The following is a 25,067-nucleotide window of genomic DNA, read 5'->3' as shown; positions in this document are numbered from 1 at the left end:
CCCGATGACGGCCCGCTCAACCTTGCGGAATCGTGCCGGGCCGCACGTACGCGAGCATGTGCGGCACGTAGTCGGCCTTGCCGAGCTCGACGCCGTGATGGCGCAGGATCGCGTACGCGGCGATCGCGTGGAAGTAGAACTGCGGCAGCGCCCAGTCGCGTGCGTACTGTTCGCCCGTCATGTCGAACGCGATCCCGTTCGGCAGTTCGAGCGCGATCGGCCGCGCGGTGCCGCCGTCGAGCGCGTCCGGCGCGAGTTCGCCGAGAAAGGCCAGCGTGCCGGCGATGATCGCCTGCGCGTCGTCCGGCGAGCCGGGCTGCGCATCCGCGTTCCATCCTGCCTCGCGCAATGCCAGCAGCGCCGCCGGCAGCGCTTCGCCGCGCAGACGGTAGACGGGCTCCATCGCCTGGAAGCACGAGAACCGCACCTGGGCGGCGAGCGGATACATGTCGGGCGCGAGCTTCAGCGTCATCACCGCATCGGGCTCGCCGCCCGCAGCCTGGCGGTGCGCGACGGCCTTGTCGAGCCACGCCGATTGTGCGCGCAGCATCTGCGTATAGGTGGGAACGAGAAGTTGGGTCGGTGACACGCGTGCACTCCTGTGTTGGGGGTTCGTGCCACGATATCAGCGTCGGCGGAAAACCGCATCCCGGCTCGGCCGGCTCGCCACAACGTGCCGCTAATTACGGCTTGCCGTGCCGCGCCAGGAACCGGTCGAACTGCGACGCAAACGCCTTGCCGTCGCGCGCGCTGAACGGCGCCGGCCCGCCCGTGTCGATGCCCGCGCTGCGCAACTGGTCCATCATCGCGCGCGTCGACAGGCGCTCCTCGATGTTCTCGCGGCTGAACCAGTTGCCGCGCGGGTCGAGCGCATGCGCGCCCTTGTCGAGGACGGCGGCGGCCAGCGGGATGTCGGCCGTGATCACGAGGTCGCCGGCTTCCGCCAGTTCGACGATGCGCGCATCGGCCACGTCGAAGCCGGCCGGCACCTGGATCGCCTTGATGAACGGCGACGGCGGCGTGCGCAGGAACTGGTTCGCGACCAGCGTCACGCAGATTTCGGCACGACGCGCGGCGCGAAACAGCATGTCCTTGATGACGGCGGGACACGCGTCGGCATCGACCAGTACTTGCATGGCGGGTTGTTCCAGTGGGAAGAAAGCAGAAGCGGCGATCATAACGCACCGCCGGCCGGCCATCAGCCCGCAAGATCCGTGCGAAGCGCGTCGGCCGTCGTCCACTGCGCGCCCCATGCGGCGGCGAGCCGCGCGCCCTGCCCGATCCGCACGGCCGCATCGTCGAAGTCGACGAATACGACGTGATCGGCCGCCGCGGGCTTGGCCGGCGTCTCGCGCGTACGCCCGTCGGACAGCACCCACAGCCAGCGCTGCTTGCCGGGCGCGCGCCGCGCATCGCGCGCGAGCAGTTGCGCGGCGGCCGCGATGCCGTCCGCGAGCGGCGTGCCGCCGCCGCCGTCTACGGGTTCGAGCCAGCGCGCATTCCACCAGCGCGGCACGGCCGGGCCGAATCGCCGGGCGGCGCCCTGACCGCCGAAGCAGATCAGCGCGGTTTCGACACGGTCGCGCGCGGCCTGGTCGAAATACGCGACGATCAGCCCCTTCGCGAGCGCGAGCCGGTCGTGCGACAGCATCGACGCCGAACAGTCGAGCACGAAGCAATGCAGCGCATGCGGCGTGCCCGCGCGTTTCCGGAAGCGCAGATGATCGTGATGCAGCTTGCCGACACGTTTCGCGGCGAGCGTCGCCGGCCACGCGACGGCCGTGCCGGCGCGTGCCGCACCCGGTACGCGCGCGGCTGCGCCTGTCTGCCATCGAGGACCGCGAACGGCGTTCGCGGCGGCGCCGGCTCGATGGCTCAGCGTTTTTTTAGCGGCAGCGGCACCACGCTCTTGACGTCGCGCAGGCCGGCCGGCTCGGGCGGCAGGTAGCCCCAGTCGCCCTGCGATGCCGATGCATCGCCTTGTGTCTCGCCCTGTCGGTTGTCGCGCTGCTGGCGCGCATCCGGCGGCGAACGATCGTCGCGTTCACCGTCTTGTTGCGACGATCCGTGCGAAGGCGGCGTACCCGCATGGCGCCGGTGCCGCAGCACCGCTTCCGCCACACGCTCGACATGCGACACCGTCACCGCATCGGCCTGCTCGAGCGCGGCCAGTGCGCGCGCGGCGCGCAGCATCACGAGATCGGCGCGCAGCCCGTCGACGGCCGCGTCGATGCACAGCGCGCTGACGCGCGCATGAACCGCATCGTCGAAATCCAGCGTCGCCAGCCGCGCACGCGCGGCATGAATCCGGTTGCCGAGTTCGCGCTGCGCGGATGCATGACGGGCGCGGAATGCATCCGGATCGAGATCGAACGCGAGCCGTGCCTTCACGATCCGCTCGCGCTGCGCGGCGTCGAAACAGTTCTCCAGTTCGACCATCAGCCCGAAGCGGTCGAGCAGTTGCGGGCGCAGCTCGCCCTCCTCGGGATTCATCGTGCCGACCAGCACGAAGCGCGCGTCGTGCGCGTGCGACACGCCATCGCGCTCGACGATATTCACGCCGCTCGCGGCGACGTCCAGCAGCGTATCGACGAGCCCGTCGGCGAGCAGGTTCACTTCGTCGACGTACAACACGCCGAGGTGCGCACGCGCGAGCAGGCCCGGCCGGAAGCGCACGCCGTTTTCGGCCAGCGCATGCGCGAGATCGAGCGTGCCCGTCACCTGCTCGTCGCTCGCCGACAGCGGCAGCGTGACGAATTGCCCTTCAGGCAGCAGTTCCGCCAGGCCGCGCGCGGCGGTCGATTTCGCGGTGCCGCGCGGCCCGCTCACGAGCACGCCGCCGAGCGACGGGTCGATCGCGGCGAGTAACAGTGCCTGCTGCAGCGCGTCCTGCGCGACGAGCGCCGCAAACGGAAAAACCGCGCGTGCGCGGTGCGTCGTCGGATCGGTCATCGCCGTCCCCCTTCCTGGAGTTGTTCGCTCGCGAGCCAGACCGCTTCGATCCGCTCGCGATAGTCGCTCGGCTGCTGCCACAGGCCGCGCTGCATTGCCTCGACGAAGCGTTCGCAGATGCCGTGCAGCGCCTTCGGGTTGTGCTTTTCGAGGAACGCGCGGGTCGCGTCGTCGAACAGGTACGCGTCGGCGACGAGCGCGTACTGGTGGTCGGACAGCACGCGCGCGGTCGCGTCATAGCCGTACAGGTAGTCGACGGTCGCCGCCATTTCCGCCGCACCCTTGTAGCCGTGCCGCTTCACGCCGTCGAGCCATTTCGGGTTGACGACGCGCGAGCGGATCACGCGTGCGATTTCCTCGCGCAGCGTGCGCATCTTCGGTGCGACCGGATTCGCATGGTCGCCGTGATAGATGCTCGGCTGCTGCCCGGACAGGTGCCGCACGGCCGCCGTCATCCCGCCCTGGAACTGGTAGTAGTCGTTCGAATCGAGGATGTCGTGCTCGCGGCTGTCCTGGTTCTGCACGACGACGTCGATCGTCGCGAGCCGCTCGCCGAACACGTCGGCCGCCGCGTCGCCCGCGCTGTTCTGCGCATACGCATGGCCGCCCCACTGACGGTACGCATCGGCAAGATCGGCGTCGGTCTGCCAGCGGCGCTGATCGATCAGGTCCTGCAGGCCCGCGCCGTAGCTTCCCGGCCGCGCGCCGAACACGCGCCAGCCGGCGCGGCGTCGCGCTTCGTCGGGCGCCACGCCCTGCGCGACCCATTTCGCGCGTTCGCGCTCGATGCGCGCACGGATCGGGTTCAGTTCCTCGGGCTCGTCGAGCGCGGCGACGGCCTGCACGGCCGCGTCGAACAGGTGCATCAGGTTCGGGAACGCGTCGCGGAAGAAGCCCGACACGCGCAGCGTCACGTCGATGCGCGGCCGGTCGAAGATCTCGATCGGCAGGATCTCGAAGTCGGTCACGCGATGGCTGCCGTGCGCCCATTTCGGCCGCACGCCGAGCAGCGCGAATGCCTGCGCGATGTCGTCGCCGCCCGTGCGCATCGTCGCCGTGCCCCATACCGAGAGGCCGATCGCGCGCGGATAGTCGCCGTGATCCTGCAGATGGCGCTCGATCAGTTGCTGCGCGGATTTCAGGCCGAGCGACCATGCAGCCTGGGTCGGCACGGCACGTGTATCGACCGAGTAGAAGTTGCGGCCGGTCGGCAGCACGTCGGGGCGGCCGCGCGACGGCGAGCCGCTCGGCCCCGGCGGCACGAAGCGGCCGTCGAGCCCGCGCAGCAGTTGGCGCATTTCCTCGCCGCCGCACGCGTCGAGCGCGGGCAGCAGCGTCGCGCGGACGCGCCCGATCACCGCGAGCGTATGCGGCCATGCGCCAGGCGGCGTCGCGTCGGCGCCCGTGTTGCCGTCGGGCGCGCACAGCCCGTCCAGCCATTGCTGCGCGAGCCGTTCGAGCCGCTCGCGCGTATCGCCCGCATGGCGCCATGGCGATGCGTCGAGCGCCTGCAGGATCGCCGGGCGCGGGCCGACCCACGGCGCGGCCCAGTCGGCCGCGAGCGGATCGAAGTCGTCGCCGAGCGCGAGATCGCGCGCGAGCGCGCCGATCAGCCCGGCGCGCGGGCCCTTGCCGTCACCGACCGGAAAGCGCGCGAGCGCGAGCAGCGTGTCGCGGCGCTGGCGATCGGCCGGCGACAGGCCGAACACGTGCAGCCCGTCGCGAATCTGCGCTTCCTTCAGTTCGCACAGCCATGCATCGACGCGCGTCAGCAGCGCATCCTCGTCGCCCGCATCGCGCGGCGGCGACACGCTCAGTTCGTCATGCAGACGATGTTCGGCGATCGTCGCGAGGATCGTCTTGCGCAGCAGTTTCGCGCGCCGCGCATCGACCATCAGCGCTTCGTAGTATTCGTCGACCTGTCGCTCGAGGTCCTGCAGCGGGCCGTAGTTTTCGGCGCGCGTGAGCGGCGGCATCAGGTGATCGACGATCACGGCCTGCGCGCGGCGCTTCGCCTGGCTGCCCTCGCCCGGATCGTTGACGATGAACGGATACAGGTGCGGCAGTGGCCCGAGCGTGAGGTCGGGCCAGCATGCGTCGGACAGCGCGACGCTCTTGCCCGGCAGCCATTCGAGGTTGCCGTGCTTGCCGAGATGGATGACCGCGTCGATCCGGTACGCGTCGCGCAGCCAGAAATAGAACGCGAGATAGGCATGCGGCGGCACGAGATCCGCGTCGTGGTAGCTCGCGTAGTCGTTCTCGCCGCGCGAGCGCGACGGCTGGATGCCGACGAACACGTTGCCCGCGCGCCAGCCGGCGATCGTGAAGCGCCCGTGGCGCAGCGTCGGGTCGGCTTCGGGCGGCCCCCAGCGTTCGTTCAGCGCGTCGCGCACGGTGGCCGGCAACCGCGCGAAACGCGCGACGTAGTCGGCCAGCGGGAAGCTCTGGAACGCCGGGCGCAGCGCATGCACGGCCGTGTCGTTGGTCACGCCTTCGGTGAGCCGTGCGATCAGCGCGTCGCCGTCGGATGGCAGGTCAGCCACTGCGTAGCCCGCGTCGCGCAGCGCCGCGAGCACGCGCAGCGCGGACGCCGGCGTGTCGAGCCCGACGCCGTTGCCGATCCGCCCTTCGCTTTGCGGATAGTTCGCGAGAATCAGCGCGACGCGCTTGTCGGCGTTGTCGAGCGTGCGCAGCCGGCACCAGCCGCGCGCGAGCGCCGCGACGAACGAGATCCGCTCGGCGTCCGGCTGGTAGCGCACGACGTCGACCTCGGTATGCGGGCAGCGATACGCGAGCCCCTTGAAACTCACCGCGCGCGTGACGATGCGCCCGTCGACTTCGGGCAGTGCGATGTGCATCGCGATGTCGCGCGCGTGCAGGCCCTGGTTGTCGGCCACCCACGCATCGCGATTGCCGCCGGACAGGATCACCTGCAGCACCGGCGCGTCGCCGGCAAGCACGTCCGGTTCGGGGCTGTCGATCGCGCCGGCCGCGAACGCGGTCGTGTTCAGCACGAGCGCGACGCCGTGCGTGTCGCAGAGCTGCGTGATGACCTCGCGGCTCACCGCATCCTTCAGCGACGTCACCGCGACCGGCAGCGGATTCAGCCCTGCGTCGATCAGCGCGTCGGCCAGCGCGTCGAACACGGCCGTGTTCGCGGCCTGCCAGTGCGCGCGATAGAACAGGATCGCGACGACGGGCGCGCCGGGCGTCCAGCGCGGCCGCCAGTCGTCGACGCTCGCGCGGTCGCGCGCCGGGTGATACAGCGCGGCGGCCGGCAGCGGGCGCGGCGGCTCGGGTTCGTCGCCGAACCCGAGCGTGTGGAATGCAATGCTGCGCAGCAGTGCGCCGGCGTTGTGCGCGCCGCCCTCGCGCAGATAGCGCCACCACAGCCGGCACAGATCCGGCGTGACGGTGCTCTTCGCGACCAGGTTCGGATCTTCCTGCAGGTCGCCCGAGAACATCGCGAGCCGCTGCCCGCGTTTCGACGCGAGCGACACGGCCTGCTCGATCCCGTACGGCCAATACGCTTCGCCGCCGAGGTGGTCGATCACGACCGTCTTTGCGTGGCGCAGCACGTCGTCGACATAGAAATCGACCGACGCCGGCTGGCGCAGGAACGTGACGTTCGCAAGCCGCACGCTCGGGAAGCCGGCCGGCAGTTGCGGCACGACGCTCGCGAGCAGCGACAGCGTCGTGTCGGCCGAACTCAGGATCACGATGTCGGCCGGCTGCTGGTCGATCCGGACGACGCCCTGCGTATCGTCGACGAAGCCGCCCGGCGTGGTGCGCAGCAGATGCATCGTGCGTTACGCCTGTTGCGGCTCGGCCGCGCACGCGGCGTCGAACGCGCGCTGCAGCGCGGCCGCGTCGAGATCCTCGCCGATCAGCACGAAGCGGCTCGCACGCGTTTCGCCGTCCTGCCAGCGGCGGTCGAAATAGCTGTCGAAGCGGCGGCCGACACCCTGGATCACGAGCCGCATCGGCGCGCCGGGCAGCGCGGCGAAGCCCTTCGCGCGATAGATCGTGTGCGCTTCGACGACCCGCTGCAGCGCGGCGATCGTCGCTTCGCGCGTGCCGGCGTCGCCCGACACGACCACCGAGTCGAAATCGTCGTGATGGTGATCGTGATCGCCGTCGTCGGCCGAGCCGTGATGGTCGTGACGCAGGTGGATCGTTTCTTCCGATGCCGACTCGAGGCCCAGCAGCATCGCGAGATCGAGCTCGCCGCGCGTCGCGCGCACGATCTTCACCTGCGGCGGGATCTCGTCGCGGATCGCGGTTTCGATCTGCGCGAATTTCGCGTCGCCGACGAGATCGGCCTTGTTCACGATCACGAGATCGGCGGACGACAGCTGGTCGGCGAACAGTTCGTGCAGCGGCGATTCGTGGTCGAGGTTCGGATCGGCGCGGCGCTGTGCGTCGACGGCCTGCGGGTTTTCCGCGAACTGGCCGCTCGCGGCGGCCGGCCCGTCGACGACGGTCACGACCGCATCGACCGTGAAGCTGTTGCGGATCGTCGGCCAGTTGAACGCCTGCACGAGCGGCTTCGGCAGCGCGAGGCCCGACGTCTCGATCAGCACGTGGTCGATGTCCGCGCGGCGCTCGACGAGCGCTTCCATCACCGGGTAGAACTCTTCCTGCACGGTGCAGCACAGGCAGCCGTTCGCGAGTTCGTACAGCTGGCCCGCCGCTTCGCCCTGCGCGCCGTCGGCATCCTCGCAGCCGATGCCGCAGCCTTTGAGGATCTCGCCGTCGATGCCGAGTTCGCCGAATTCGTTGACGATCACCGCGATGCGGCGGCCTTCGGCGTGCTGCAGGATGTGGCGCATCAGCGTCGTCTTGCCGCTGCCGAGAAAGCCCGTGACGATCGTGACGGGAAGCTTGCGTAGGGTCATGGTAGGTCCGGTGTCGAAGAGGGAATCAGGACGGGATCGTCGCGTCGGTGGCGGCGAGGCAATTCATCGGGCGAAGCGCAGGAAGATCGCCGCGTGATCCGCGCGGACGGCCGCACGACGGGCGGAACAACGAATCGGACATGACGCTTCCTTGCGAACGGTCGACATCGTGAATGCCAACACGGCTGCCGCCGGCCCTGCCCGCGCCGCCTGCCGTTCGCCGTACCGGCCTGGACGCGTTCGCGCGGGGGGCAGATCGGCGGAGGAAGCGGGAAACACCGGGCGTCGGGCCTGCTGCGGCCGTGGACGATGCGCCGCCTCCCCGCGGCGCTGAACCCCAAACGTTTAGGCCGGTATCCGGGCTGGCGAACACGCCGCTTCGCCTTCCCGGATGCGCGCGGCATCCAGTGGCGGTCGTCCGCCTGCACGAGGCAGGCGGCGAAGCGGCGCTGCATCGCGCTGCGCGCGACACGTTCGCTTACCGTTGCGGGGGCAGCACAGGTTGGCTCGACTGCGGTGCAGGCAGGCTCCCTGTTTCCCGTTTAACTGCGCGCGCCGGAGCGGCACGCGCGAGCACCAAAACGCGTGCGAGTGTAGGCGGCGGTGCGGGGAGCGTCAAGGCAAGCGGCCAGCAGCGAACGCGAATGATTGTCGTTTTCAACTAGTCGAGATAAACTTCACCCGATAACAACGAAACCACTGCGCAACGGCAATGTGAGGCAATCACTCAGTCATCCTTAAATTTCCATGTCGAAACGACACAAATCCGGGCAGCGCTTTCCGGTGCTGGCCCTGTCGCTGTGCTCGATCGCCGGCGTCGCCTCCTTCCCTGCCCCGGCGGCCGAATTCGATGAAGAACTGCCCGCGGTCGAGGTGCGCAGCCGCCGTCATCCGAACGATCCGCGCGCCGAACGCGTGAGCACTGCGACTCGCACCGCGAGCGATCCGCGCGACGTACCGCAAACGATCGACAGCGTCGCGGTCGAGGAAACGCTGTCCTATGGCGGCCGCACGCTGGCCGACGCGCTGGCCGGCGTGCCGGGCGTGTCCAACACGTCGGATACGCGCTTCGATTCGTTCCGTATTCGCGGCTTTTCCGCCGCGGGCGACCTGCTGCTCGACGGCATGCGCGACGACGCGCAATACGTGCGCAGTCTCGGCAACATCGAACGCGTCGAAGTGCTGAAGGGGCCGGCGGCGGCGCTGTACGGGCGCGGCAGCGGCGGCGGCGTCATCAACCGGATCACCAAGCAGCCGCTGCCGGAAAACTTCGGACATCTGTCGGCGGCGACCGGCAGTTATGGGCGGCTCGGTGCGTCGGTCGATCTCAACCGGACCCTGTCGAGCGCATGGAGCGTGCGGCTGAATGCCGGACGCGAACACGCAGGCAGCTTCCGCGACCATGTCGACGGCACGCGCCAGTACGTCGCGCCGTCGATCAAATGGCGGGGCGCGCGGCGCAGCTGGCTGCTGCAGTTCGAATACGACGCGTACCGACGCGTGCCCGATCGCGGCATGCCGGCGCCGGTCGCCGCGCTTGACGCGGCCGGCAAGCCGGTCGCGTACTCGCTGCCGTCCGCGCGGCGAGCAACCTTCTTCGGCGCGGCGGGCCGCGACACCATCCGCGACGCGAACATGAACTGGCGCTCGGTCTTCACGCACGCGTTCGATGACGGCTGGGAGCTGCGTCATACGCTGGGCGTGCTGGATTTGCGCAGCACCTTCGACAATACCTACGTCACGCAAAGCTACGTCACGAAGCCGCGCGACTATCGGCGCGTGCAGCGAGCGCGCTACCTGCAGGACATGACGCATCTCAACGTGCAGACCGGTATCGAACTGGGCGGCAAGGTCGCGACCGGAGCGGGGCTGCATCATCTGCTGTTCGGCATCGAATACGGCTGGCAGAAACGCAATCCGACGCTCTGGCAGGCCGATGCGGCGCCGGTCCCGATCAGCGGACCGGATCGTTTCGCACTGGCCGGCTCGGCGCCGCGCCCGTATGCGATGAATCGCCACCGTGTCAGCGACTACGCAATCTTCGCGCAGGACCGCATCGACCTCGGCCGAGCGTGGAAGCTGCTCGGCGGCCTGCGCGGGGAACGCTTCGACGTCGCTTCGACCAACGCGCTGAACGGTCTGCATTCGCGGCGCACGACGACGGCCTGGAGCCCGCGGCTCGGCGTCGTGTGGTCGCCGGTCGGCGCACACAGCTTGTATGCGTCGTACAGCAAGAGCTTCGCGCCGGTCGGCGGCGACCTGATCGGCATCACGCCGGACGCGCGCGGCAACGCCAACGATCTCGGCCCGCAATACAACCGCCAATACGAGATCGGTGTGAAAAGCGACTGGCGCGACGGCGCGCTGAGCACGACGCTCGCACTGTTTCAGCTCGATCTGTACAACCGCCGCGTCGCCGACCCGGTTCGGCCGGGATTTTTCGACCTCACCGGCCTCGAGCGCAATCGCGGCCTGGAACTGGGCGTCGCCGGCCGGATCACGGGCGACTGGTTCGTCCGCGGCGGCATCGGCTGGCAACACGCGCGGGTGGTCGACGCCGAACCAAAATACGCGGGCAAGCGGTCGGCGGGCGTGTCCGGGGCGAACGGCAGCCTGTTCGTCAGCCATGCGCCGCTGCGCGGATTTTTCGCCGAACTCGGGCTCGTGTACGAAGGGGCGCGTTACGCCGATCGCGACAACCTGCTCGAACTGCCCGCCTACGTCCGCTGGGACGGCAAGGCCGGATATCGCACGCGCGACTTCGAGGTGACGCTGGCGGCCGTCAACCTGACCGATCGCGACTACTACGCGAATGCGACGAGCCTCGCGCAGATCATGCCCGGTTCGCCACGCACGTTCACGCTGACGGCGGCGTACAAGTTCTGACCGCGCGGACCACGTCGACGCCCTGCGCAGCCGGTCCGCCGGGCGCCTCGTGCGTTGCATGCCTGTGCTATCGTATGCGCCGCGTTCGGTGCTCGCATGCGCATTCCGTGCATGCAGTTAAACGGGAAACAGGAGGCGGAAATCCGCCCGGCCTGTGCTGTCCCCGCAACGGTACGCCGCCCGCGCGACGCGCTTTCCCGCGCCTGCGCCCAGGCCGCCCGCGATGCCACTGCCCTTCAGCCGGGCGGGAAGGCTGCGGCCTGGCAAGCGGCCAGCCCGGATACCGGCCGACGCAAGGGGCGAGCGCGATGCTCGCCGAACGCCCGATCCGCGGGGGACGGATGGGGTGCGCATTCCGCCCGCGTTCGCGCGAGCTTCACCCGATTCGCCATGCACTGCCTGCCCGCCGGCCGCCGATGTGCCGCCCGCCTTTTCCGTTCCACTGTTTCGACACGGTGCATGCCGTGCCGCGTGCAATGAGCCGCGCGTGGCTCGTCGGCGCCGGCCCCGGCGATGCCGACCTGCTGACGCTCAGGGCCGTGCGCGCGATCGGCATGGCCGACGTGCTGCTCGTCGACGATCTCGTGAACCCCGACGTGCTGTGCCATGCGCGCGCCGGCGCGCAGATCGAGCACGTCGGCAAGCGCGGCGGCCATGCGTCGACGCCGCAGGAAGCGATCGTCGCCGCGATGCTCGCGCACCTGCGAGCGGGCCGCAGCGTCGCGCGGCTCAAGGGCGGCGATCCGTTCGTGTTCGGCCGCGGCGGCGAGGAACTGGTCGCGCTGGGCGCGGCGGGCTTTCCGGTCGAGATCGTGAACGGCATCACGGCCGGCATCGCCGCGCCGGCTGCGCTCGGCATCCCGGTCACGCAGCGCGGCGACGCGCAGGGCGTGATCTTCGTCACGGGCCACGGCGCGGGCGTCGACGAGCCCGACTGGCGTGCGCTCGCGGCCACGCGCATGACACTCGTGATCTACATGGGCATTCGCCGGCTCGACGCGATTGCCGCCGCGCTGCGCGACGGCGGCGTGCCCGGCGATATGCCGTGCGCGGCGATCGAGAATGCCACGCGACCCGAACAACGCCACGTACTCGCGACGCTTGATACGCTCGTCGATCGCGTCGGCACGACCGGACTCGGTTCGCCGGCGATCGTCGTGATCGGCCGCGTCGCGGCGCTCGCCGACGATCCGGCGGTGCGTGCGGCGCTCGGCGGCCACGCATGATGCGCGTCGCGCTCGGCATCGGCTTTCGCGCAGGCGTTACGGCCGCGCAACTCGATGCCGCGATCCGCGCGGCGCTGGCGCGTTACCCGGCCGCCGAACCGGCGCTCGTCGCGACGCTCGCCGACAAGGCGCGTGCCCGTGCGCTGCGCACGCTGTGCGCGCGCCGCGGCTGGCCGCTCGTCGCATTCGACGCGGTGCGGTTGGCGAGCCTTCCCGAACTGGCCGCGAGCGGTCCTTCGGACGCCGCGCTTGCACGCTTCGGCGTTGCCGGTGTGGCCGAACCCTGCGCGCAGCTCGCGGCGCCGCACGGCAGGTTGCTGGGCCCCAAATCCATCCGGGACGGCGTGACGGTCGCGCTCGCCGGCCCGCTCTGAACCCTTTGTTTCGCTTTCGACAGGACGATTTCCGATGAAGACCGATGCCGAATCCCATCAGCGGATGACCGAACGCCGCCGCGCCGGCCACGAGAAGAAGCAGGCCGCCGCCACCCAGGAAAAGGGCCTGCTGATCGTCAATACCGGCAACGGCAAGGGCAAGAGCACGGCTGCGTTCGGCATGGCCGTGCGCGTGCTCGGCCACGGCATGCGGCTCGGTGTCGTGCAGTTCATCAAGGGCGCGCTGCACACGTCCGAGCGCGACTTCCTCGGCGCGGTCGCGGAATGCGATTTCGTGACGATGGGCGACGGCTATACGTGGAACACGCAGAACCGCGACGCCGACATCGCGACCGCGCGCAAGGGCTGGGACGAGGCGCGCAGGATGATCGAAAGCGGCGACTACCGGATGGTGATCCTCGACGAGCTGAACACCGTGCTGAAGTACGAATACCTGCCGCTCGACGAAGTGCTCGCGACGCTCGTTGCGCGTCCGGATTCGGTGCACGTCGTCGTGACCGGCCGGCACGCGCCCGATGCGCTGATCGACGCGGCCGACCTCGTCACCGAAATGCGGCTCGTCAAGCATCCGTACAAGGAGCAAGGCGTGAAGGCGCAACGCGGCGTGGAGTTCTGAGCGTGCCGGCCTGCCCCGCGCTGTTCGTCAGCGCGCCCGCGTCGGGCCAAGGCAAGACGTCGGTGACGGCCGGCCTCGCGCGGCTGCACCGCCGGCTCGGCCGCCGCGTGCGCGTGTTCAAGACCGGGCCCGATTTTCTCGACCCGAAGCTGCTCGAACGCGCAAGCGGCGCGAGCGTGCATGCGCTCGATCTCGGCATGGTCGGCGAAGCCGGCTGCCGCGCGCTGCTCGCCGATGCCGCGCGCGACGCGGACCTGATCCTGATCGAAGGCGTGATGGGGCTATTCGACGGCACGCCGAGCAGTGCCGATCTCGCGGCCGCGTTCGGCGTGCCGGTCGTCGCGGTGATTTCGGCGAAGGCGATGGCACAGACGTTCGCGGCGATCGCGTTCGGGCTCGCGCGGTTCAGGCCGGGGCTGCCGTTTCACGGCGTGCTGGCGAACCGCGTCGGCTCGGCGCGGCATGCGGAACTGCTGCAACAGGCGCTGCCGGACGACCTGCGCTGGCTCGGGCACGTCCCGGCCGACGCGGGCATCGCGCTGCCGGAGCGGCATCTCGGCCTGCACCAGCCGGCCGACATCGACGATCTCGACGCGCGGCTCGATCGCGCGGCCGACGCGCTCGCGCAGACGGCGCTCGCCGAATTGCCGCCGGCCGTCGCGTTCGCGGAACCGGACGCCTCGGCGCCGCTGCCGCGCGCGCTCGCCGGCAAGCGGATCGCGGTGGCGCGCGATGCGGCGTTTTCGTTCATCTATCCGGCGAATCTCGCGCTGCTCGACGCGCTCGGCGTGCAGTTGCGGTTCTTCTCGCCGCTCGCCGACGAACCGGTGCCCGACGATTGCGACGCGCTGTTTTTGCCGGGCGGCTATCCGGAACTGCATGCGGCGACACTTGCGGCAAATGCCGCGACCGCGCGGACGATTCGCGCGCATGCGGCGGCCGGCCGGCCGATCGTCGCGGAATGCGGGGGGATGGTGTATCTGTGCGAATCGCTGACCGACGTGGACGGCTCGACGACGCCGATGCTCGGCGTGCTGCCGGGCCAGGCAACGATGCAGCGCCGGTTCGCGGCGCTCGGCATGCAGCAGCTCGACACGCGCACCGGGCCGATGCGAGGGCATACGTTCCACTATTCGCGGCTCATGACGCCGCTGGAGCCGGTCGCGCGCGCCGCGCGCCCAGACGGCGCGCCGGGCAGCGGCGAAGCCGTCTATCGCCACGGCGCGATCGTCGCGACGTACATGCACATGTACTGGCCGTCGAATCCGGATGCGGTCGTGGCGTTGTTCGGCGAGGCGGCGCTCTAGACTGATCGATGCCGCGGCTGCATCGAGGCGGCATCCTGTCGGGATCGAGCGTCGCTTTGCAGCGACTACGGCATTCGACGTGCGCGGCTACAGATGTCGCTCGATGTCCATTCGCTGATACTGGACCCGAATCACATCGATCGTGTCATCCGTTTCGCGGTAAAACACAACGTGAGATCCAGCTGGGTAGCGAAAATACCCGTCGCGAACGGCGCAAATTCGCCCCGTTTTTTTCCGCGCGCCAGCGCTTCCATGGTGGCAATCAGATCACGGTGATAGTGCTCTGCCTGCTCAGGAGACCAGTGCTCGGCGGTATAGCGCCAAATGTCTTCAAGATCGAGTTCAGCCAACGGGGTCAGCCGAAGTTGTCTGACTTTAACTGCCATGCGTTGCCCGCATGCGGGCGAGGAAGGCCTCGCTGTCGAAGAGTTTTGGCGCCCCGGACGCTTCGCCCGCCTTCAATGCTTCCTGCAACGCACGCATCTGCGTTTCGTGTGATTCCAGGAGCCGCAACCCGGCTCGCACGACGTCACTTGCGGAACCATATCGCCCCGATCGCACCTGAGCATCGACAAATTCGGCAAAGTGATCACCAAGGGAAACAGATGTGTTTCGCGACATGAGTCATCTCCTTTCGATGCGGCCATCATGTACCAATTTTTGGTACATCTCGCATTCATCTCCTACGAAGTCGAGCCAATGGTCCGCCCGGTGCTGCATGTCTCGCATCGCCCGTCACACCAGAAACGCCTCGGCCAGCTTCACCCAGTACGACGCACCGGTCGGCAGCGCCGCGTCGTTGAAGTCGTAGCCGGGGTTGTGCACCATGCAGCCGCCCTCCCCGTCGCCGTTGCCGATGATCAGGTAGCAGCCCGGCCGCTTCTCGAGCAGGAACGCGAAATCCTCGCTGCCGGTGAGCGGCACCATTCCGTCGATCAGATTGGCTTCGCCGACCCATTCATGCGCGACGCCGCGTGCGAACGCCGTCATCTCCACATCGTTGACGAGCACCGGATAGCGGCGCTGGTAGTCGATCGCCGCGGTCGCGCCGAACACGGCGGCCTGCGCGTGCACGACTTCCTTGATGCGTGTTTCGAGCAGGTCGCGTACCTCGGACTTCAGCGCACGCACCGACAGGCGCATCTGCGCACGATCGGGAATCACGTTCGGCGCCTCGCCCGCGTGGATCGCGCCGACCGTGACGATCGCCATGTCGAGCGGCGACACGTTGCGTGACACGATCGTCTGCAGCGCCAGCACGATCTGCGCGCACACGACGACGGGATCGATCGCCTTGTGCGGCACCGCGCCGTGACCGCCGCGGCCCTGCACGTCGATGACGACGGTATCCGACGATGCCATGAACGGCCCCGGCAGGAAGCCGAACTGGCCGGTCGGAAAGCCCGGCATGTTGTGCATCGCGAAGATCGCGTCGCACGGGAACTGCTCGAACAGCCCTTCGTCGAGCATCTTCTTCGCCCCGCCGAGCCCTTCCTCGGCCGGCTGGAAAATCAGGTTCAGCGTGCCCGAGAAATGGCGCTCGCGCGCGAGATGCTTCGCGGCCGCGAGCAGCATCGCCGTGTGGCCGTCGTGGCCGCACGCGTGCATCTTGCCGGCGATCGTGCTCTGGTACGGCAACCCGGTCGCCTCGTGGATCGGCAGCGCGTCCATGTCGGCGCGCAGGCCGAGGCGCTGCGTGCCATCGCCCACCTTCAATTGCCCGACGACGCCGGTGCCGCCGAGCCCGCGATGCACCGTATAGCCCCACGACTGCAGTTGTGCCGCGACGAGGTCGCTCGTCGCGAATTCCTCGAAACCCAGCTCGGGATGGGCATGGATGCGGTGCCGGATTTCGATCATTTCATCGGCAAGGCCTGCGGGGATCACGCTGTGCGCCACGGTGTCGTCTCCTGGTGTGCGGGGGAATGTGCACGCAAGAATAGTCCGTTCGATGGCAACCGGGCAGACGGAAAGTCGTCACGGTAGCAACTCGTGGTTGCCATGCGAAATCATCGCTCTCGCAGTGAGTGCCAGCCGGCCATCCGGACGACTGCCGCTGATGGTCCGGATACGTGAAACTGCGCGTTCCACGTCGATTTTCCGCCTAGGAGGATCCGGAGATGCTCGCTCAGATATCGGAAATACTTCCTGTACATCAAAGGGTTGCAGATTCTTGTTCATTTTTTGACGGTTGTACATTTTTTGTGTACGCTAACAAAAAAGTGAACAAGCGATCCCTCCCTGATGCCAGAGAACGCTACTCTCCCTCTGTCGGAACAGCACGTGCTCGACGACGCCTGCGCCGCGTTCGGCCGTGCAACCCGGCGCTTCAGCGCGCGGCCCGTGCGGGTGCCGGCTGCGTACCGTGCGCGCGCCGACGCGATGATCCGCTTCGACGTGGCCGGGCACGTATTCGACATGCCGGCGGCCGTGAGCCTGCGTGCCGAATCGCTGGCAGCCGCGCTCGCGGCGCTGCGCCGTCGCGGCGGCGATGCCACGAAGCCCGGCGAGCGGCCGCTGATGTTGGTCACGCCGCATCTTTCGGCCGAACTGGCGGCCGCGCTGATCGACCAGGGCATCCCGTTTCTCGACGTCGCCGGCAACACCTGCCTGATCCAGCCGGAGGCAACCATCATGATCGCTGGCCGGCCGAAACCGGCACGCGCGCCACGCCGGCACGCGTCGCGCGCAACCACGCCGAAGGGGCTGGCCGTGATGTTCGCCCTCGCGACGCAGCCAGGCCTCGTCGCACAGCCGTACCGGGGAATTGCCGCGGTGTCGGGCGTCGCGCTCGGCACCGTCAATCTCGCGATGGACGATCTGATCGCGCGCGGCCTGGTCGGGCAGCGCCGCAATGGTGAGCGCCTGATTCCCGACTGGCCGCGCTTCGTGCAGGAGTGGGCCTCGCTGTACCCGAGCCGCTTGCGCGCGAAACTGCCGAGCCGCCGGTTTGCCGGCCTGACGCCCGACTGGTGGCGCAGTTTCGATTTCGCGGCCTTCGATGCGCAGCTCGGCGGCGAGCCGGCGGCCGATCTGCTGACGCACGATCTGAAGCCTGCCGCGATCACCGTCTATACGCACGGCGCGGTGTCGAACCGGCTGCTGTTGCAGGCGCGCCTGCGCCCGGACGAGCAAGGCGACGTCGAAATCCTCGAAGCATTCTGGCCGCGCTCGCCGGCGCTCGACTGGCGCGAGCAGGATGTGCCGCTCGTGCCGCCGCTGCTGATCTACGCGGATCTCGTGTCGTCCGGGGACAGCCGCAATCTCACCGCCGCCGAACGGATTCATGACCGATACCTCGCCCATCCGCCCGCTTGAAGTCGACGCGAGCCGGCCGCTCGAACCGGCAGCGGTCGCGCTGTTGCAAGCGGTCGGCACGGCCTGCGCGCGCCTCGACGCAGCCTTCGTCGTCGCCGGCGCAACCGCGCGCGACATCCTGATGTGGCACGTCCACGGCATCCGGCCGGTGCGCGCGACCCGGGACGTCGACGTTGCCGTGTGCGCGGTGAGCTGGCCGTTTCACGCGCAACTCGTCGACACACTCGTCGCGACGGGGCAATTCACGCGTGCGCCCAAACAGCAGCAGAAACTGCTGTTCGACAGCGGCACGCACGGCTTTCGCACCGAGCTCGATCTCGTGCCGTTCGGGCCGCTCGAAACGACGCCAGGCGAGATCGCCTGGCCGCCGGGCGGCGAATTCGTGCTGACCGTGCTGGGCTTTCAGGAAGCGGTCGATACCGCACTGGCCGTGTCGATCGGTGCGGACAACGTGGTGCCGGTGGCGAGCCTGCCTGCGCTTGCGTTGCTGAAATTGCTCGCGTGGAAGGACCGGCGCGCGCGCCAGAACAGCGACGCATACGACTTGCTGTTCCTGCTGCGCCATTACCACGACGCCGGCAATCGCGAACGCATCTGGGATGCCGCGCCGGACCTTCTGGAAGTGCATGCGTTCCAGCCGGGCCTTGCCGCGGCCGGCCTGCTCGCACGAGATGCAAAACGGATCGCTTCGCCACAAACGCGCGACGCCGTCCGCACGCTCTTGTCCGACGAAGCGACTTACACAACGCTCGGCCAGGATCTGCTGGCCCGTGCGTTCGCGTCGCTGCCGGGTGAATTCAGCGACGACGCCGACCGGTATCTCGATGCGTTCCGCCGCGCGTTTCTCGTTGATTCGCCCGCTCCGCACGCATGACGCGCTGCCGAGCAGCAGCGACGTCATCGCACTTTCGGCCGGACGTGTTCATGCCGCCCAGTCCTCGAGCGACAACCCCTCGACGCGGCCAAATTCGCGGCCGTTGTTCGTGACGAGCACCGCGCCCGCCGCGATCGCATGCCCGGCAATCGACGCATCGTTTGCGCCGATCGGCGTGCCGCGCGCGGCGAGATCCGCGCGGATCGCGGCCGTGGCATCGACTGCCGCCGTATCCCACGACAGCACGCCGTCCAGCCGCGAGACGAAGGCCGTCACGAGTTCCGCATGCTTCGGCGACGCCTTCCTGTCAACCGCGCCGAACCGCATCTCGGCATAGGTGATGGCCGACACGACGATCCGGTGCTGCGCATTCACGCACGACTGCAGCCGCGACAGCACCACGGGCGGCCGTTCGCGCATGATGAACGAACAGATGTTCGTATCGAGCATGTAGAGCGTGGTCACCGGCTGGACTCCGTCGGCGCGTCGGCGTCGCCGGACAGGTCGAAACGACCGGGCTCGATGACGGCCGGGCGTTCGGCGAGGAAATCGGCATCGGCCAGCGGTTCGTTCGCGAACGACAGCCACGTCGGACGTACCGGCCGCAGCAGCAATGTGTCGCCCTCGCGGCGGATCTCGAGTTCCGTCACCCCTTCGAACTCCATGTCCTTCGGGATGCGGATGGCCTGGTTACGGGCATTCTTGAAAATGGAAACGGTGCGCATGAGCCACTCCATGGGAGTACGATGCGTCCATTTTATGCATATGCCGGCATATGTCAATTTGACGGGGTGCGAATCGGGCGTCGCGTCCCACGTTGTCGCGGATGTTCGGGTCATGTTGCCGGCCTGTCGTCGATGAAGGGAGTGATCGATTCTTCACGACGCAGGCCGCGCGGTCCATATCCCGGACGGCCGATGCACACGCATCGCAAGGCCGCGCGCAACGCCGCACCGACGCTGCGCGTGGCGCCCCGTCACGGCAACCGGAAAGTGTCAAAGAACGTATCGCGCTCGATCACGGTGAGCGCTGCCCGCTTGTGCGGGAAGTCGAACTCCTTCAGCGTGTAGAACCCGAGCCGGTGCATGTACGCGATGTGCCGCACGTGATCGACGCGCGGCTCGCCGACGAGCCGCTGCGTGCGCGGTTCGTCGACGAACATGTAGTGCAGCACCCCGCTCCACCACGCATGCAGCTTGCCGGCGCTCTGGAAGCGCGAGTCGCCGATCAGCAGGTGCAGCCCGCGATCGTAGTCGTGCGCGTCGTAGAACGGCGCGAGACGGTCCTCCTTCGCCCAGTAGAACTCGAAATAGCCGAACGGCGTGTCGTCGAAATAGCCGATCATCGGGTGCATGTGCGGATCGGCAAGCCGTTCGGCGAGATACGCCGCATGCTCGTCGCGCGTGCCGCGCTGATCCCAGAAATGCGCGACGCGATCGAGGTTCATCCAGCCGCTGAACAGGTCCGCGTGCGCGTCGATGTCGACGGTGCGCAGGCTGAACGTCATCCCGACCTGCGGCATGTACCGCGCATAGATCTCGCCGGCCGGCGACGGCGGCCGCACCGGATGCCGGTGGCCGTCCGTGATCGCGTAGCGCAGCGGCATCCCGCCCGATGCAGGCGCCTTCAGCCACGGCCGCGGGTTCTGCCAGAACGTCGTACGCGACACGGTGAGCCGCAGCGTGTCGCCCGCGACCTGCGCGCCGTCGATCACGCCCTCGCGCACCGCGCGCGCGACGTACGACTCGACGGCTGCCGCGTCCGCGCCGGCGAGCGGCACCGAGATCATCGCGATGTCGTGCCGCGTGTCGGTGTTGAACAGCGCGACGAACGCCGCGAGCAGCGCGTCCGGCGCATCGTCGGGCCGCCATGCGTCGAGCGTGTGCTCGACGATCGACACGCCCTGCCCCTGCGCGGCGCCGTCGAGCGCGGCAGCCACCTCACCTTCGACGGCGTCGGCGGCGCCGGCCGGTTTCGTCAGCGTGTCTTCCATCAAAGTACTCCCGCGTCGTGGCGGTCGGCGAGGACGTGCAGCCCCCGCTCGAGCGCCGGGAACAGGCTGCGCTGGAAGTTGTTCCAGCGCAGTTCGAGAATCGTGTCGTCCGGCGCGATCGGCGTGTCGAGCACGTCGCTGATCACCTCGCCGGAATCGATGCCGTTGTCAACGTAGTGAAACGACGCGCCCGTCATCGTCACGGGCGCGACGGACGACGTCGTGCCGCTCGCCCAGTCGACCCGTTCGCCGCGCGCGCCGTGCAGCGCGTCGAGCGTCGCCCAGGCGCCGCGCCGCTGGTACGGCGAATCGTCGGCCGTGATGCCCGGGTGGATGTTGGCGATGCGCCGGTGAAAGCGCGCGCCGGGCCGCACGAGCTCGTCGAGGATCACGAGCAGCCCGTCGAGCACGACGATGTCGGCGTCGAGTTCGAGCAGGCGCTCGAGCAGGCGCCGCTCGAACGCCTGTTTGCCGGCCACGCGCTCGCGCGCGTCGCGCGGCAGCCGCCGGTACGTCGACGCAATCGTGCAGAACAGTTCGTCGACCGGCCGGCCCTGCACCGTCAGGCCTTCCGGCAGGATCCACGGCCGGCCCGGTGTACGTGCGAAGCCGTAGTCGGCGACTTTCGCGCGGTCGGCGGGCGACCCTTCGTCGTCGTCGACGATCACGCCCTGCAACGTATAGCGTTCGCCGAGCGGAGAATCGTTCAGGCGCTCGACGAGGAATTCGAGCGGCGCCTTCATGTAGCGCGTGCCGCCGCGATAGGCGACCGGCTGGCCGGCACGATCGGCCGCGCCGTTGCGCAGCGACTGGATGTAGACGAGATTTTTCTTCGGCATGGATGCGTCGTGGAAAAGCGGACGAAGGCGCCGCGGCCGGCCCGCGCCGGCCACGAAGGCCGGCCGGCTGGCCGCGGCGCGCGACGTCACCAGTTGTATTTCGCGGTCGCGATGACCGTGCGGTCGGTCCCGAACACGCAGACGTTCATCGACTGGCAACCGCTGATGTAATGGCGGTTGAACAGGTTCGTCCCGTTCACGGCGAAGCGCCAGTTACGCGTGTCGTAATGCAGGCCCGCGTCGAACAGCGTGACGCTCGATACCGTCAGCGAGTTGTCGGCCGCGCCGGCCGACGCGCTCTGGTAGCGAATGCCGCCGCCGAGGCCGAAGCCCGCGAGCGGCCCCGTGTGCCACGTCCAGTCGGTCCACAGCGACGCCATCTGGCGCGGACGCGGAATGTCGACCGGCCAGTTGTTCAGCGAGACGTCGTTGGCCTGCACGTTCTTCACGTCCTGATAGACGTACGACGCGATCACCGACAGGTTCCGCGTGACCTTGCCGGTCGCGCTCAGCTCGATCCCGCGCGAACGCACCTCGCCCGTCTGCACCGACTTCGTGCCGGTCGGGTCCTGGCTCGGCAGCGCCGACGTGAGCACGTTGGTCTGGTTGATCTGGTAGATCGCCGCGTTCAGCATCAGGTTCTTGCCGGGCGGCTGCCAGCGCAGGCCGGCCTCGATCTGCTTGCCGCGCGTCGGCTGTGGCAGCCCGCCGCCGAGCAGGTTCACGCCGATCAGCGGGTTGAACGACGTCGCGTAGCTGACGTACGGCGACAGACCGTAGTCGCCCTGGTAGGTCAGGCCGACGCGGCCGGTGAACGCCGTGACGTCCGCCTTCGTCGACGTGCCTGCCGCACGATCGTCCTGGCGCATGTTGACCCAGTCCTCGCGGCCGCCGAGCGTCAGCGTCCAGCGGTTCCACTTGATCTGGTCCTGCGCGTACAGGCCGAACGTGTTCATCGTCGTGTACGTGTTGGTGCGGAACGTCGCGTCGGGCGTGAACACCGCCGTCGTGACGGGCTGGTACACCGGGTTGTAGATGTTCAGCGGCGGCGCGGCGGCCAGCCACTCGCTGTCGGTCGCGGTCTGGCGGTTGTACTGGAAGCCGAGCAGCAGCGTGTGCTGCAGCGGGCCCGTCGCGAAGCGGCCCTCGAGGTTGTTGTCGATGTCGAAGCGGCTGTAGTTCATCTGGAACACGCCGGCCCAGCGCGACACGTCGGTCGTGCTGCCGTCGACGAAGCCGTTGCCGAACACCGAGCCGTTGTCGAGCGACAGGTGCATCAGGCGCGTGTTCTGGCGGAACGTCCACGCCGGCGTCAGGTTGCGCTCGAACTGGTAGCCGACCGACCACTGCTTCTTGCGGTAGTAGTTGAAGGCGCCGTCGCCTTCGTAGACGTCCTTGTTGATCTGGCCGTTCGGGTTCGGCAGCACCGTGCCCTGCGCCGGCACGAAGTTCGACGAGATGTCGCCCCAGTCCTGCAGGTACGTCGCGGACAGCGTCAGCGACGTATCCGCGTCCGGGCGCCAGCGGAACGACGGCGCGAGCGCGACGCGCTGGTCGTTGTTCGGGCCGGTCAGCGCATTGCCGTCGCGCGCGACGCCGACGAACCGGTAAGCGTACTTGCCGTCCGGGTCGAGCTTGTCGCCGACGTCGATCATGAACTGCTTGCGCGCGTAGTTGCCGATCTGCACCCCGGCTTCGCGCACGCGCTCGCCGTCGGCGAGCTTGGTCTGTACGTCGATGATCGCGCCCGGGTCGCCCGCGCCATACAGCACCGAGGTCGGCCCGCGCAACACGCTGATGCTGTCGATCATGTACGGATCGACGCGCCAGCTCGCGAGGTTGATCGTGTTCGGCACCTGCAGCCCGTTCACGTAGGCGGTCGGCGTGAAGCCGCGCAGCGCCGCGTACCAGTCCGAGCGGTTGTCCGAACCGTACGACGAGAAGCCCGGCACGTAGCGCAGCGCCGCGTTCACGTCGGTGGCGCCGGTCATCTCGATCTGCTGCGCGGTGACGACGTTGATCGTCTGCGGGATCTCGTTGAGCGGCGTGTCGGTCTTGGTGCCGCTTCTGCTGCGCTTCGCGACGAGCCCGACCGTGCCGTCGCTTGCCGAGGCCGCGTTGACGGTGATCGCCGGCAGCGTGCCGTTTTGCGCACCGGTCGACGTGCTGGTCGCCGCACCGTTTTGCGCACTGCTGGCCGACGCCGCGGCGCCCGCGTTCACGGCCGGCGCCGTCTGGGCGTATGCGTGCCCTGCTGCCGCCATCCCGAACGCCACGCTTGCCGCGGCGGCGATCGCACGCAAACGCGTGCCTGTTGCCCACTCCATCTTTCTCTGCTCCACTTTTTTCATGCGGTCTCCGACCGCGCCTTTGTCAAAGAGCGAAAGCCATCCGGCCCGCGCTCACCCCGTTTTCCCGTCGTTTTTCATGCGATGCCCGGGTCGCGCCTTCGTCATGGGCGGACGCGATCCCGTCTTCGAGCGACGCGCAGATTTCGTCCGCGCGGCGCGCCAGTACCGACAGCAGCGTGTCGGACAAGCCGTGGCTGTCTTCGCAGCAGCCTTGCAGGTAGATGCGCGGCGTGAAGTGCTCGGGTGTCGCGAGCAGGTAGTCGCGCGTGACGTCGCCGCGCGTGAGCGCATCGCCCAGGTGCGGCGCGAGCCCTTCGAGCAGCGCCGAATGCGTGTCGCGGCGGTAGCCGGTCGCGAGTACGAGCGCGTCGAAGCGCTCGACGCGCGTGGCGCCGCTCATCCGGTCGCGCAGCGTCAGCTCGACGCGGCCGTCGGCGGTGCGCACCGCGGCCTCGATCGCGCTGTTCGCGAGCAGTGCGTGGCGCGGCGTGCCGTCGATGCGCTGCAGGTACAGCATTTCGTAGATCTGCTCGATCAGCGGCCGGTCGACCACCGCGTAGTTCGTGTCGCGATAGCGCTCGAGCAGCGCGCGGCGCGCGTCGTGCGGTTGCGCATAGACGACATCGGTGAACTCGGGACTGAAGATTTCGTTGACGAACGGGCTGTCGTCGGCTGGCTTCAACGCGCCTGCGCGCATCACGAGGCTCGCGTCGACGTGCGGGAAGCGGCGCGCGAGATCGATGAAGACCTCGGCCGCGCTCTGCCCCGCGCCGATCACCGCGACGCGGCGGCGCTCGCCGTCGGGCGACGCGACGAGCCGGTCGATGTCGGTCAGGTACGACGACGAATGGATCACGCGGTCGCGGCCGAGCGCGGCGAACGCGTCGGGAATCGCGGGCGTGCCGCCGACGCCGACCGACAGCGCGCGCGTGACACGCTGGCGCTCGTGGCCGGCCGCGTCGCGCGACAGCACGCGCAGCGCGTCGATCTTCGCGCCGTCGCCGCGCACGGGCTCGATCCCCAGCACGGTCTCGCTGTAATGGACGCGATCGTCGAACGCGTCGGCCACCCAGCTCAGGTAGTCGTGGAATTCGACGCGGGTCGGATAGAAGTTCTTCAGGTTGACGAATTCGTTCAGCCGGCCGCGTTCGAACAGGTAGTTGATGAACGTGTAGCGGCTTTTCGGATCGCGCATCGTGACGAGATCCTTCAGAAACGAGATCTGCATCCGGCAGTCCTCGAGCAGCATCCCGCGATGCCAGCCGAACTCCGCCTGGCGCTCGATGAAGCAATGAGCGAGCGTGTGCGCGCCGCTGCGCTCCGCGAGGCGCACGGCCAGCGCCAGATTCGACGGCCCGAAGCCGACGCCGATCAGGTCGAATACGGTTTCTCTCTGCATGTCTCTCAGCTCC

The 25,067-nt window shown here is 68.7% G+C and carries 21 protein-coding genes, 1 pseudogene and 2 riboswitches; of the genes and pseudogenes, 7 read left to right on the top strand and 15 right to left on the bottom strand.

The features are described 5' to 3' along the window. Positions 1-16: 16 nt before the first annotated feature. The 6 genes from AC5LXX_RS08415 to cobW form a co-directional block, all read right to left on the bottom strand. A complete protein-coding gene (locus AC5LXX_RS08415) occupies positions 17-589 on the bottom strand; it encodes a DUF1993 domain-containing protein (RefSeq protein WP_493409175.1) in 573 nt (190 codons plus the stop codon). 94 nt (positions 590-683) lie between these two features. Continuing rightward, positions 684-1,136 carry a YaiI/YqxD family protein gene (locus tag AC5LXX_RS08410; RefSeq protein WP_493409174.1) on the bottom strand — a complete coding sequence of 151 codons (453 nt, stop codon included), beginning with the start codon at positions 1,134-1,136 and terminating at the stop codon, positions 684-686. 62 nt (positions 1,137-1,198) lie between these two features. Beyond that, positions 1,199-1,735: a vWA domain-containing protein gene (locus tag AC5LXX_RS08405; RefSeq protein WP_124452004.1), complete on the bottom strand. Its 537-nt coding sequence runs from the start codon at positions 1,733-1,735 to the stop codon at positions 1,199-1,201. Positions 1,736-1,875: 140 nt separating this feature from the next. Continuing rightward, the gene (locus tag AC5LXX_RS08400; RefSeq protein WP_493409173.1) at positions 1,876-2,952 is read right to left on the bottom strand and encodes a magnesium chelatase ATPase subunit I; all 1,077 of its coding nucleotides are present in this window, start codon (positions 2,950-2,952) and stop codon (positions 1,876-1,878) included. Next, the gene (gene cobN, locus AC5LXX_RS08395; protein ID WP_493409172.1) at positions 2,949-6,755 is read right to left on the bottom strand and encodes a cobaltochelatase subunit CobN; all 3,807 of its coding nucleotides are present in this window, start codon (positions 6,753-6,755) and stop codon (positions 2,949-2,951) included. Before cobN ends, AC5LXX_RS08400 begins: the two co-directional genes overlap by 4 nt. Before the next feature lie 6 nt (positions 6,756-6,761). Beyond that, positions 6,762-7,850: a cobalamin biosynthesis protein CobW gene (cobW, locus tag AC5LXX_RS08390; RefSeq protein WP_493409171.1), complete on the bottom strand. Its 1,089-nt coding sequence runs from the start codon at positions 7,848-7,850 to the stop codon at positions 6,762-6,764. Positions 7,851-8,181: 331 nt separating this feature from the next. Beyond that, a riboswitch (cobalamin riboswitch) is annotated at positions 8,182-8,446 on the bottom strand. Positions 8,447-8,597: 151 nt separating this feature from the next. Here cobW and AC5LXX_RS08385 point away from each other — a divergent pair. The 5 genes from AC5LXX_RS08385 to AC5LXX_RS08365 all read left to right on the top strand — a co-directional run bounded on the left by AC5LXX_RS08385 (position 8,598) and on the right by AC5LXX_RS08365 (position 14,280). Then, entirely contained in the window at positions 8,598-10,736 is a 2,139-nt protein-coding gene (locus tag AC5LXX_RS08385; protein ID WP_493409170.1) for a TonB-dependent receptor, read from the top strand. Between the two features lie 68 nt (positions 10,737-10,804). Beyond that, a riboswitch (cobalamin riboswitch) is annotated at positions 10,805-11,042 on the top strand. 110 nt (positions 11,043-11,152) lie between these two features. Beyond that, a complete protein-coding gene (gene cobA, locus AC5LXX_RS08380) occupies positions 11,153-11,962 on the top strand; it encodes a uroporphyrinogen-III C-methyltransferase (protein WP_493409169.1) in 810 nt (269 codons plus the stop codon). Then, entirely contained in the window at positions 11,959-12,336 is a 378-nt protein-coding gene (locus AC5LXX_RS08375; RefSeq protein WP_493409168.1) for a cobalamin biosynthesis protein, read from the top strand. Before cobA ends, AC5LXX_RS08375 begins: the two co-directional genes overlap by 4 nt. A gap of 34 nt (positions 12,337-12,370) precedes the next feature. After that, complete coding sequence (gene cobO, locus AC5LXX_RS08370) at positions 12,371-12,973, top strand: cob(I)yrinic acid a,c-diamide adenosyltransferase (protein WP_124451668.1); 603 nt, start codon at positions 12,371-12,373, stop codon at positions 12,971-12,973. 2 nt (positions 12,974-12,975) lie between these two features. Beyond that, the gene (locus AC5LXX_RS08365) at positions 12,976-14,280 is read left to right on the top strand and encodes a cobyrinic acid a,c-diamide synthase CobB (RefSeq protein ID WP_493409167.1); all 1,305 of its coding nucleotides are present in this window, start codon (positions 12,976-12,978) and stop codon (positions 14,278-14,280) included. 87 nt (positions 14,281-14,367) lie between these two features. Here the strand turns inward: AC5LXX_RS08365 and AC5LXX_RS08360 are convergent. The 3 genes and pseudogenes from AC5LXX_RS08360 to AC5LXX_RS08350 form a co-directional block, all read right to left on the bottom strand. Beyond that, positions 14,368-14,666 (bottom strand): annotated as a pseudogene (locus tag AC5LXX_RS08360) (type II toxin-antitoxin system RelE/ParE family toxin). Continuing rightward, positions 14,656-14,901: a type II toxin-antitoxin system ParD family antitoxin gene (locus AC5LXX_RS08355; RefSeq protein ID WP_493409166.1), complete on the bottom strand. Its 246-nt coding sequence runs from the start codon at positions 14,899-14,901 to the stop codon at positions 14,656-14,658. The pseudogene AC5LXX_RS08360 and the gene AC5LXX_RS08355 overlap by 11 nt, the downstream one beginning before the upstream one ends. Positions 14,902-15,015: 114 nt before the next feature. Beyond that, entirely contained in the window at positions 15,016-16,179 is a 1,164-nt protein-coding gene (locus AC5LXX_RS08350; RefSeq protein WP_493409165.1) for a M20 aminoacylase family protein, read from the bottom strand. A gap of 345 nt (positions 16,180-16,524) precedes the next feature. On the opposite strand from AC5LXX_RS08350, the gene AC5LXX_RS08345 reads away from it, so the two are divergent. Together AC5LXX_RS08345 and AC5LXX_RS08340 are read left to right on the top strand one after the other, a co-directional pair. Then, entirely contained in the window at positions 16,525-17,598 is a 1,074-nt protein-coding gene (locus AC5LXX_RS08345; RefSeq protein ID WP_493409164.1) for a type IV toxin-antitoxin system AbiEi family antitoxin, read from the top strand. Further along, a complete protein-coding gene (locus AC5LXX_RS08340) occupies positions 17,567-18,472 on the top strand; it encodes a nucleotidyl transferase AbiEii/AbiGii toxin family protein (RefSeq protein WP_493409163.1) in 906 nt (301 codons plus the stop codon). The genes AC5LXX_RS08345 and AC5LXX_RS08340 overlap by 32 nt, the downstream gene beginning before the upstream one ends. A gap of 48 nt (positions 18,473-18,520) precedes the next feature. Here the strand turns inward: AC5LXX_RS08340 and AC5LXX_RS08335 are convergent, their stop codons facing one another. The 6 genes from AC5LXX_RS08335 to AC5LXX_RS08310 form a co-directional block, all read right to left on the bottom strand. Further along, entirely contained in the window at positions 18,521-18,937 is a 417-nt protein-coding gene (locus tag AC5LXX_RS08335) for a PIN domain-containing protein (protein ID WP_493409162.1), read from the bottom strand. Beyond that, positions 18,934-19,197, bottom strand: coding sequence for a type II toxin-antitoxin system VapB family antitoxin (vapB, locus tag AC5LXX_RS08330; RefSeq protein WP_493409161.1), 264 nt, complete (start codon positions 19,195-19,197; stop codon positions 18,934-18,936). The genes AC5LXX_RS08335 and vapB overlap by 4 nt, the downstream gene beginning before the upstream one ends. 251 nt (positions 19,198-19,448) lie before the next feature. After that, on the bottom strand, positions 19,449-20,465 hold the full coding sequence (locus tag AC5LXX_RS08325; RefSeq protein WP_493409160.1) for a GNAT family N-acetyltransferase: 1,017 nt from the start codon (positions 20,463-20,465) through the stop codon (positions 19,449-19,451). Beyond that, positions 20,465-21,304 (bottom strand): N(5)-hydroxyornithine transformylase PvdF, encoded by an 840-nt coding sequence (locus AC5LXX_RS08320; RefSeq protein WP_493409159.1) that lies wholly within the window; start codon positions 21,302-21,304, stop codon positions 20,465-20,467. The genes AC5LXX_RS08325 and AC5LXX_RS08320 overlap by 1 nt, the downstream gene beginning before the upstream one ends. An 86-nt stretch (positions 21,305-21,390) precedes the next feature. After that, a complete protein-coding gene (locus AC5LXX_RS08315; protein ID WP_493411103.1) occupies positions 21,391-23,631 on the bottom strand; it encodes a TonB-dependent siderophore receptor in 2,241 nt (746 codons plus the stop codon). A gap of 46 nt (positions 23,632-23,677) precedes the next feature. Next, positions 23,678-25,054: a lysine N(6)-hydroxylase/L-ornithine N(5)-oxygenase family protein gene (locus AC5LXX_RS08310; protein ID WP_493409158.1), complete on the bottom strand. Its 1,377-nt coding sequence runs from the start codon at positions 25,052-25,054 to the stop codon at positions 23,678-23,680. Positions 25,055-25,067 lie beyond the last annotated feature (13 nt).

The organism is Burkholderia torrens (assembly GCF_984668525.1).
Note: the sequence above shows the minus strand (reverse complement) of the source record. Positions and strands in the feature narration are given on the sequence as shown.

Excerpts from the sequence above, each read along its gene's own strand:
- vapB (WP_493409161.1), bottom strand. The coding sequence starts at position 19,197 with ATGCGCACCGTTTCCATTTTCAAGAATGCCCGTAACCAGGCCATCCGC.
- AC5LXX_RS08315 (WP_493411103.1), bottom strand. The coding sequence starts at position 23,631 with ATGGAGTGGGCAACAGGCACGCGTTTGCGTGCGATCGCCGCCGCGGCA.
- AC5LXX_RS08340 (WP_493409163.1), top strand. The coding sequence starts at position 17,567 with ATGACCGATACCTCGCCCATCCGCCCGCTTGAAGTCGACGCGAGCCGG.
- AC5LXX_RS08375 (WP_493409168.1), top strand. The coding sequence starts at position 11,959 with ATGATGCGCGTCGCGCTCGGCATCGGCTTTCGCGCAGGCGTTACGGCC.
- cobA (WP_493409169.1), top strand. The coding sequence starts at position 11,153 with ATGTGCCGCCCGCCTTTTCCGTTCCACTGTTTCGACACGGTGCATGCC.
- AC5LXX_RS08310 (WP_493409158.1), bottom strand. The coding sequence starts at position 25,054 with ATGCAGAGAGAAACCGTATTCGACCTGATCGGCGTCGGCTTCGGGCCG.
- AC5LXX_RS08385 (WP_493409170.1), top strand. The coding sequence starts at position 8,598 with ATGTCGAAACGACACAAATCCGGGCAGCGCTTTCCGGTGCTGGCCCTG.
- cobN (WP_493409172.1), bottom strand. The coding sequence starts at position 6,755 with ATGCATCTGCTGCGCACCACGCCGGGCGGCTTCGTCGACGATACGCAG.
- cobO (WP_124451668.1), top strand. The coding sequence starts at position 12,371 with ATGAAGACCGATGCCGAATCCCATCAGCGGATGACCGAACGCCGCCGC.
- AC5LXX_RS08410 (WP_493409174.1), bottom strand. The coding sequence starts at position 1,136 with ATGCAAGTACTGGTCGATGCCGACGCGTGTCCCGCCGTCATCAAGGAC.
- AC5LXX_RS08320 (WP_493409159.1), bottom strand. The coding sequence starts at position 21,304 with ATGCCGAAGAAAAATCTCGTCTACATCCAGTCGCTGCGCAACGGCGCG.
- AC5LXX_RS08345 (WP_493409164.1), top strand. The coding sequence starts at position 16,525 with ATGCCAGAGAACGCTACTCTCCCTCTGTCGGAACAGCACGTGCTCGAC.
- cobW (WP_493409171.1), bottom strand. The coding sequence starts at position 7,850 with ATGACCCTACGCAAGCTTCCCGTCACGATCGTCACGGGCTTTCTCGGC.
- AC5LXX_RS08325 (WP_493409160.1), bottom strand. The coding sequence starts at position 20,465 with ATGGAAGACACGCTGACGAAACCGGCCGGCGCCGCCGACGCCGTCGAA.
- AC5LXX_RS08355 (WP_493409166.1), bottom strand. The coding sequence starts at position 14,901 with ATGTCGCGAAACACATCTGTTTCCCTTGGTGATCACTTTGCCGAATTT.
- AC5LXX_RS08400 (WP_493409173.1), bottom strand. The coding sequence starts at position 2,952 with ATGACCGATCCGACGACGCACCGCGCACGCGCGGTTTTTCCGTTTGCG.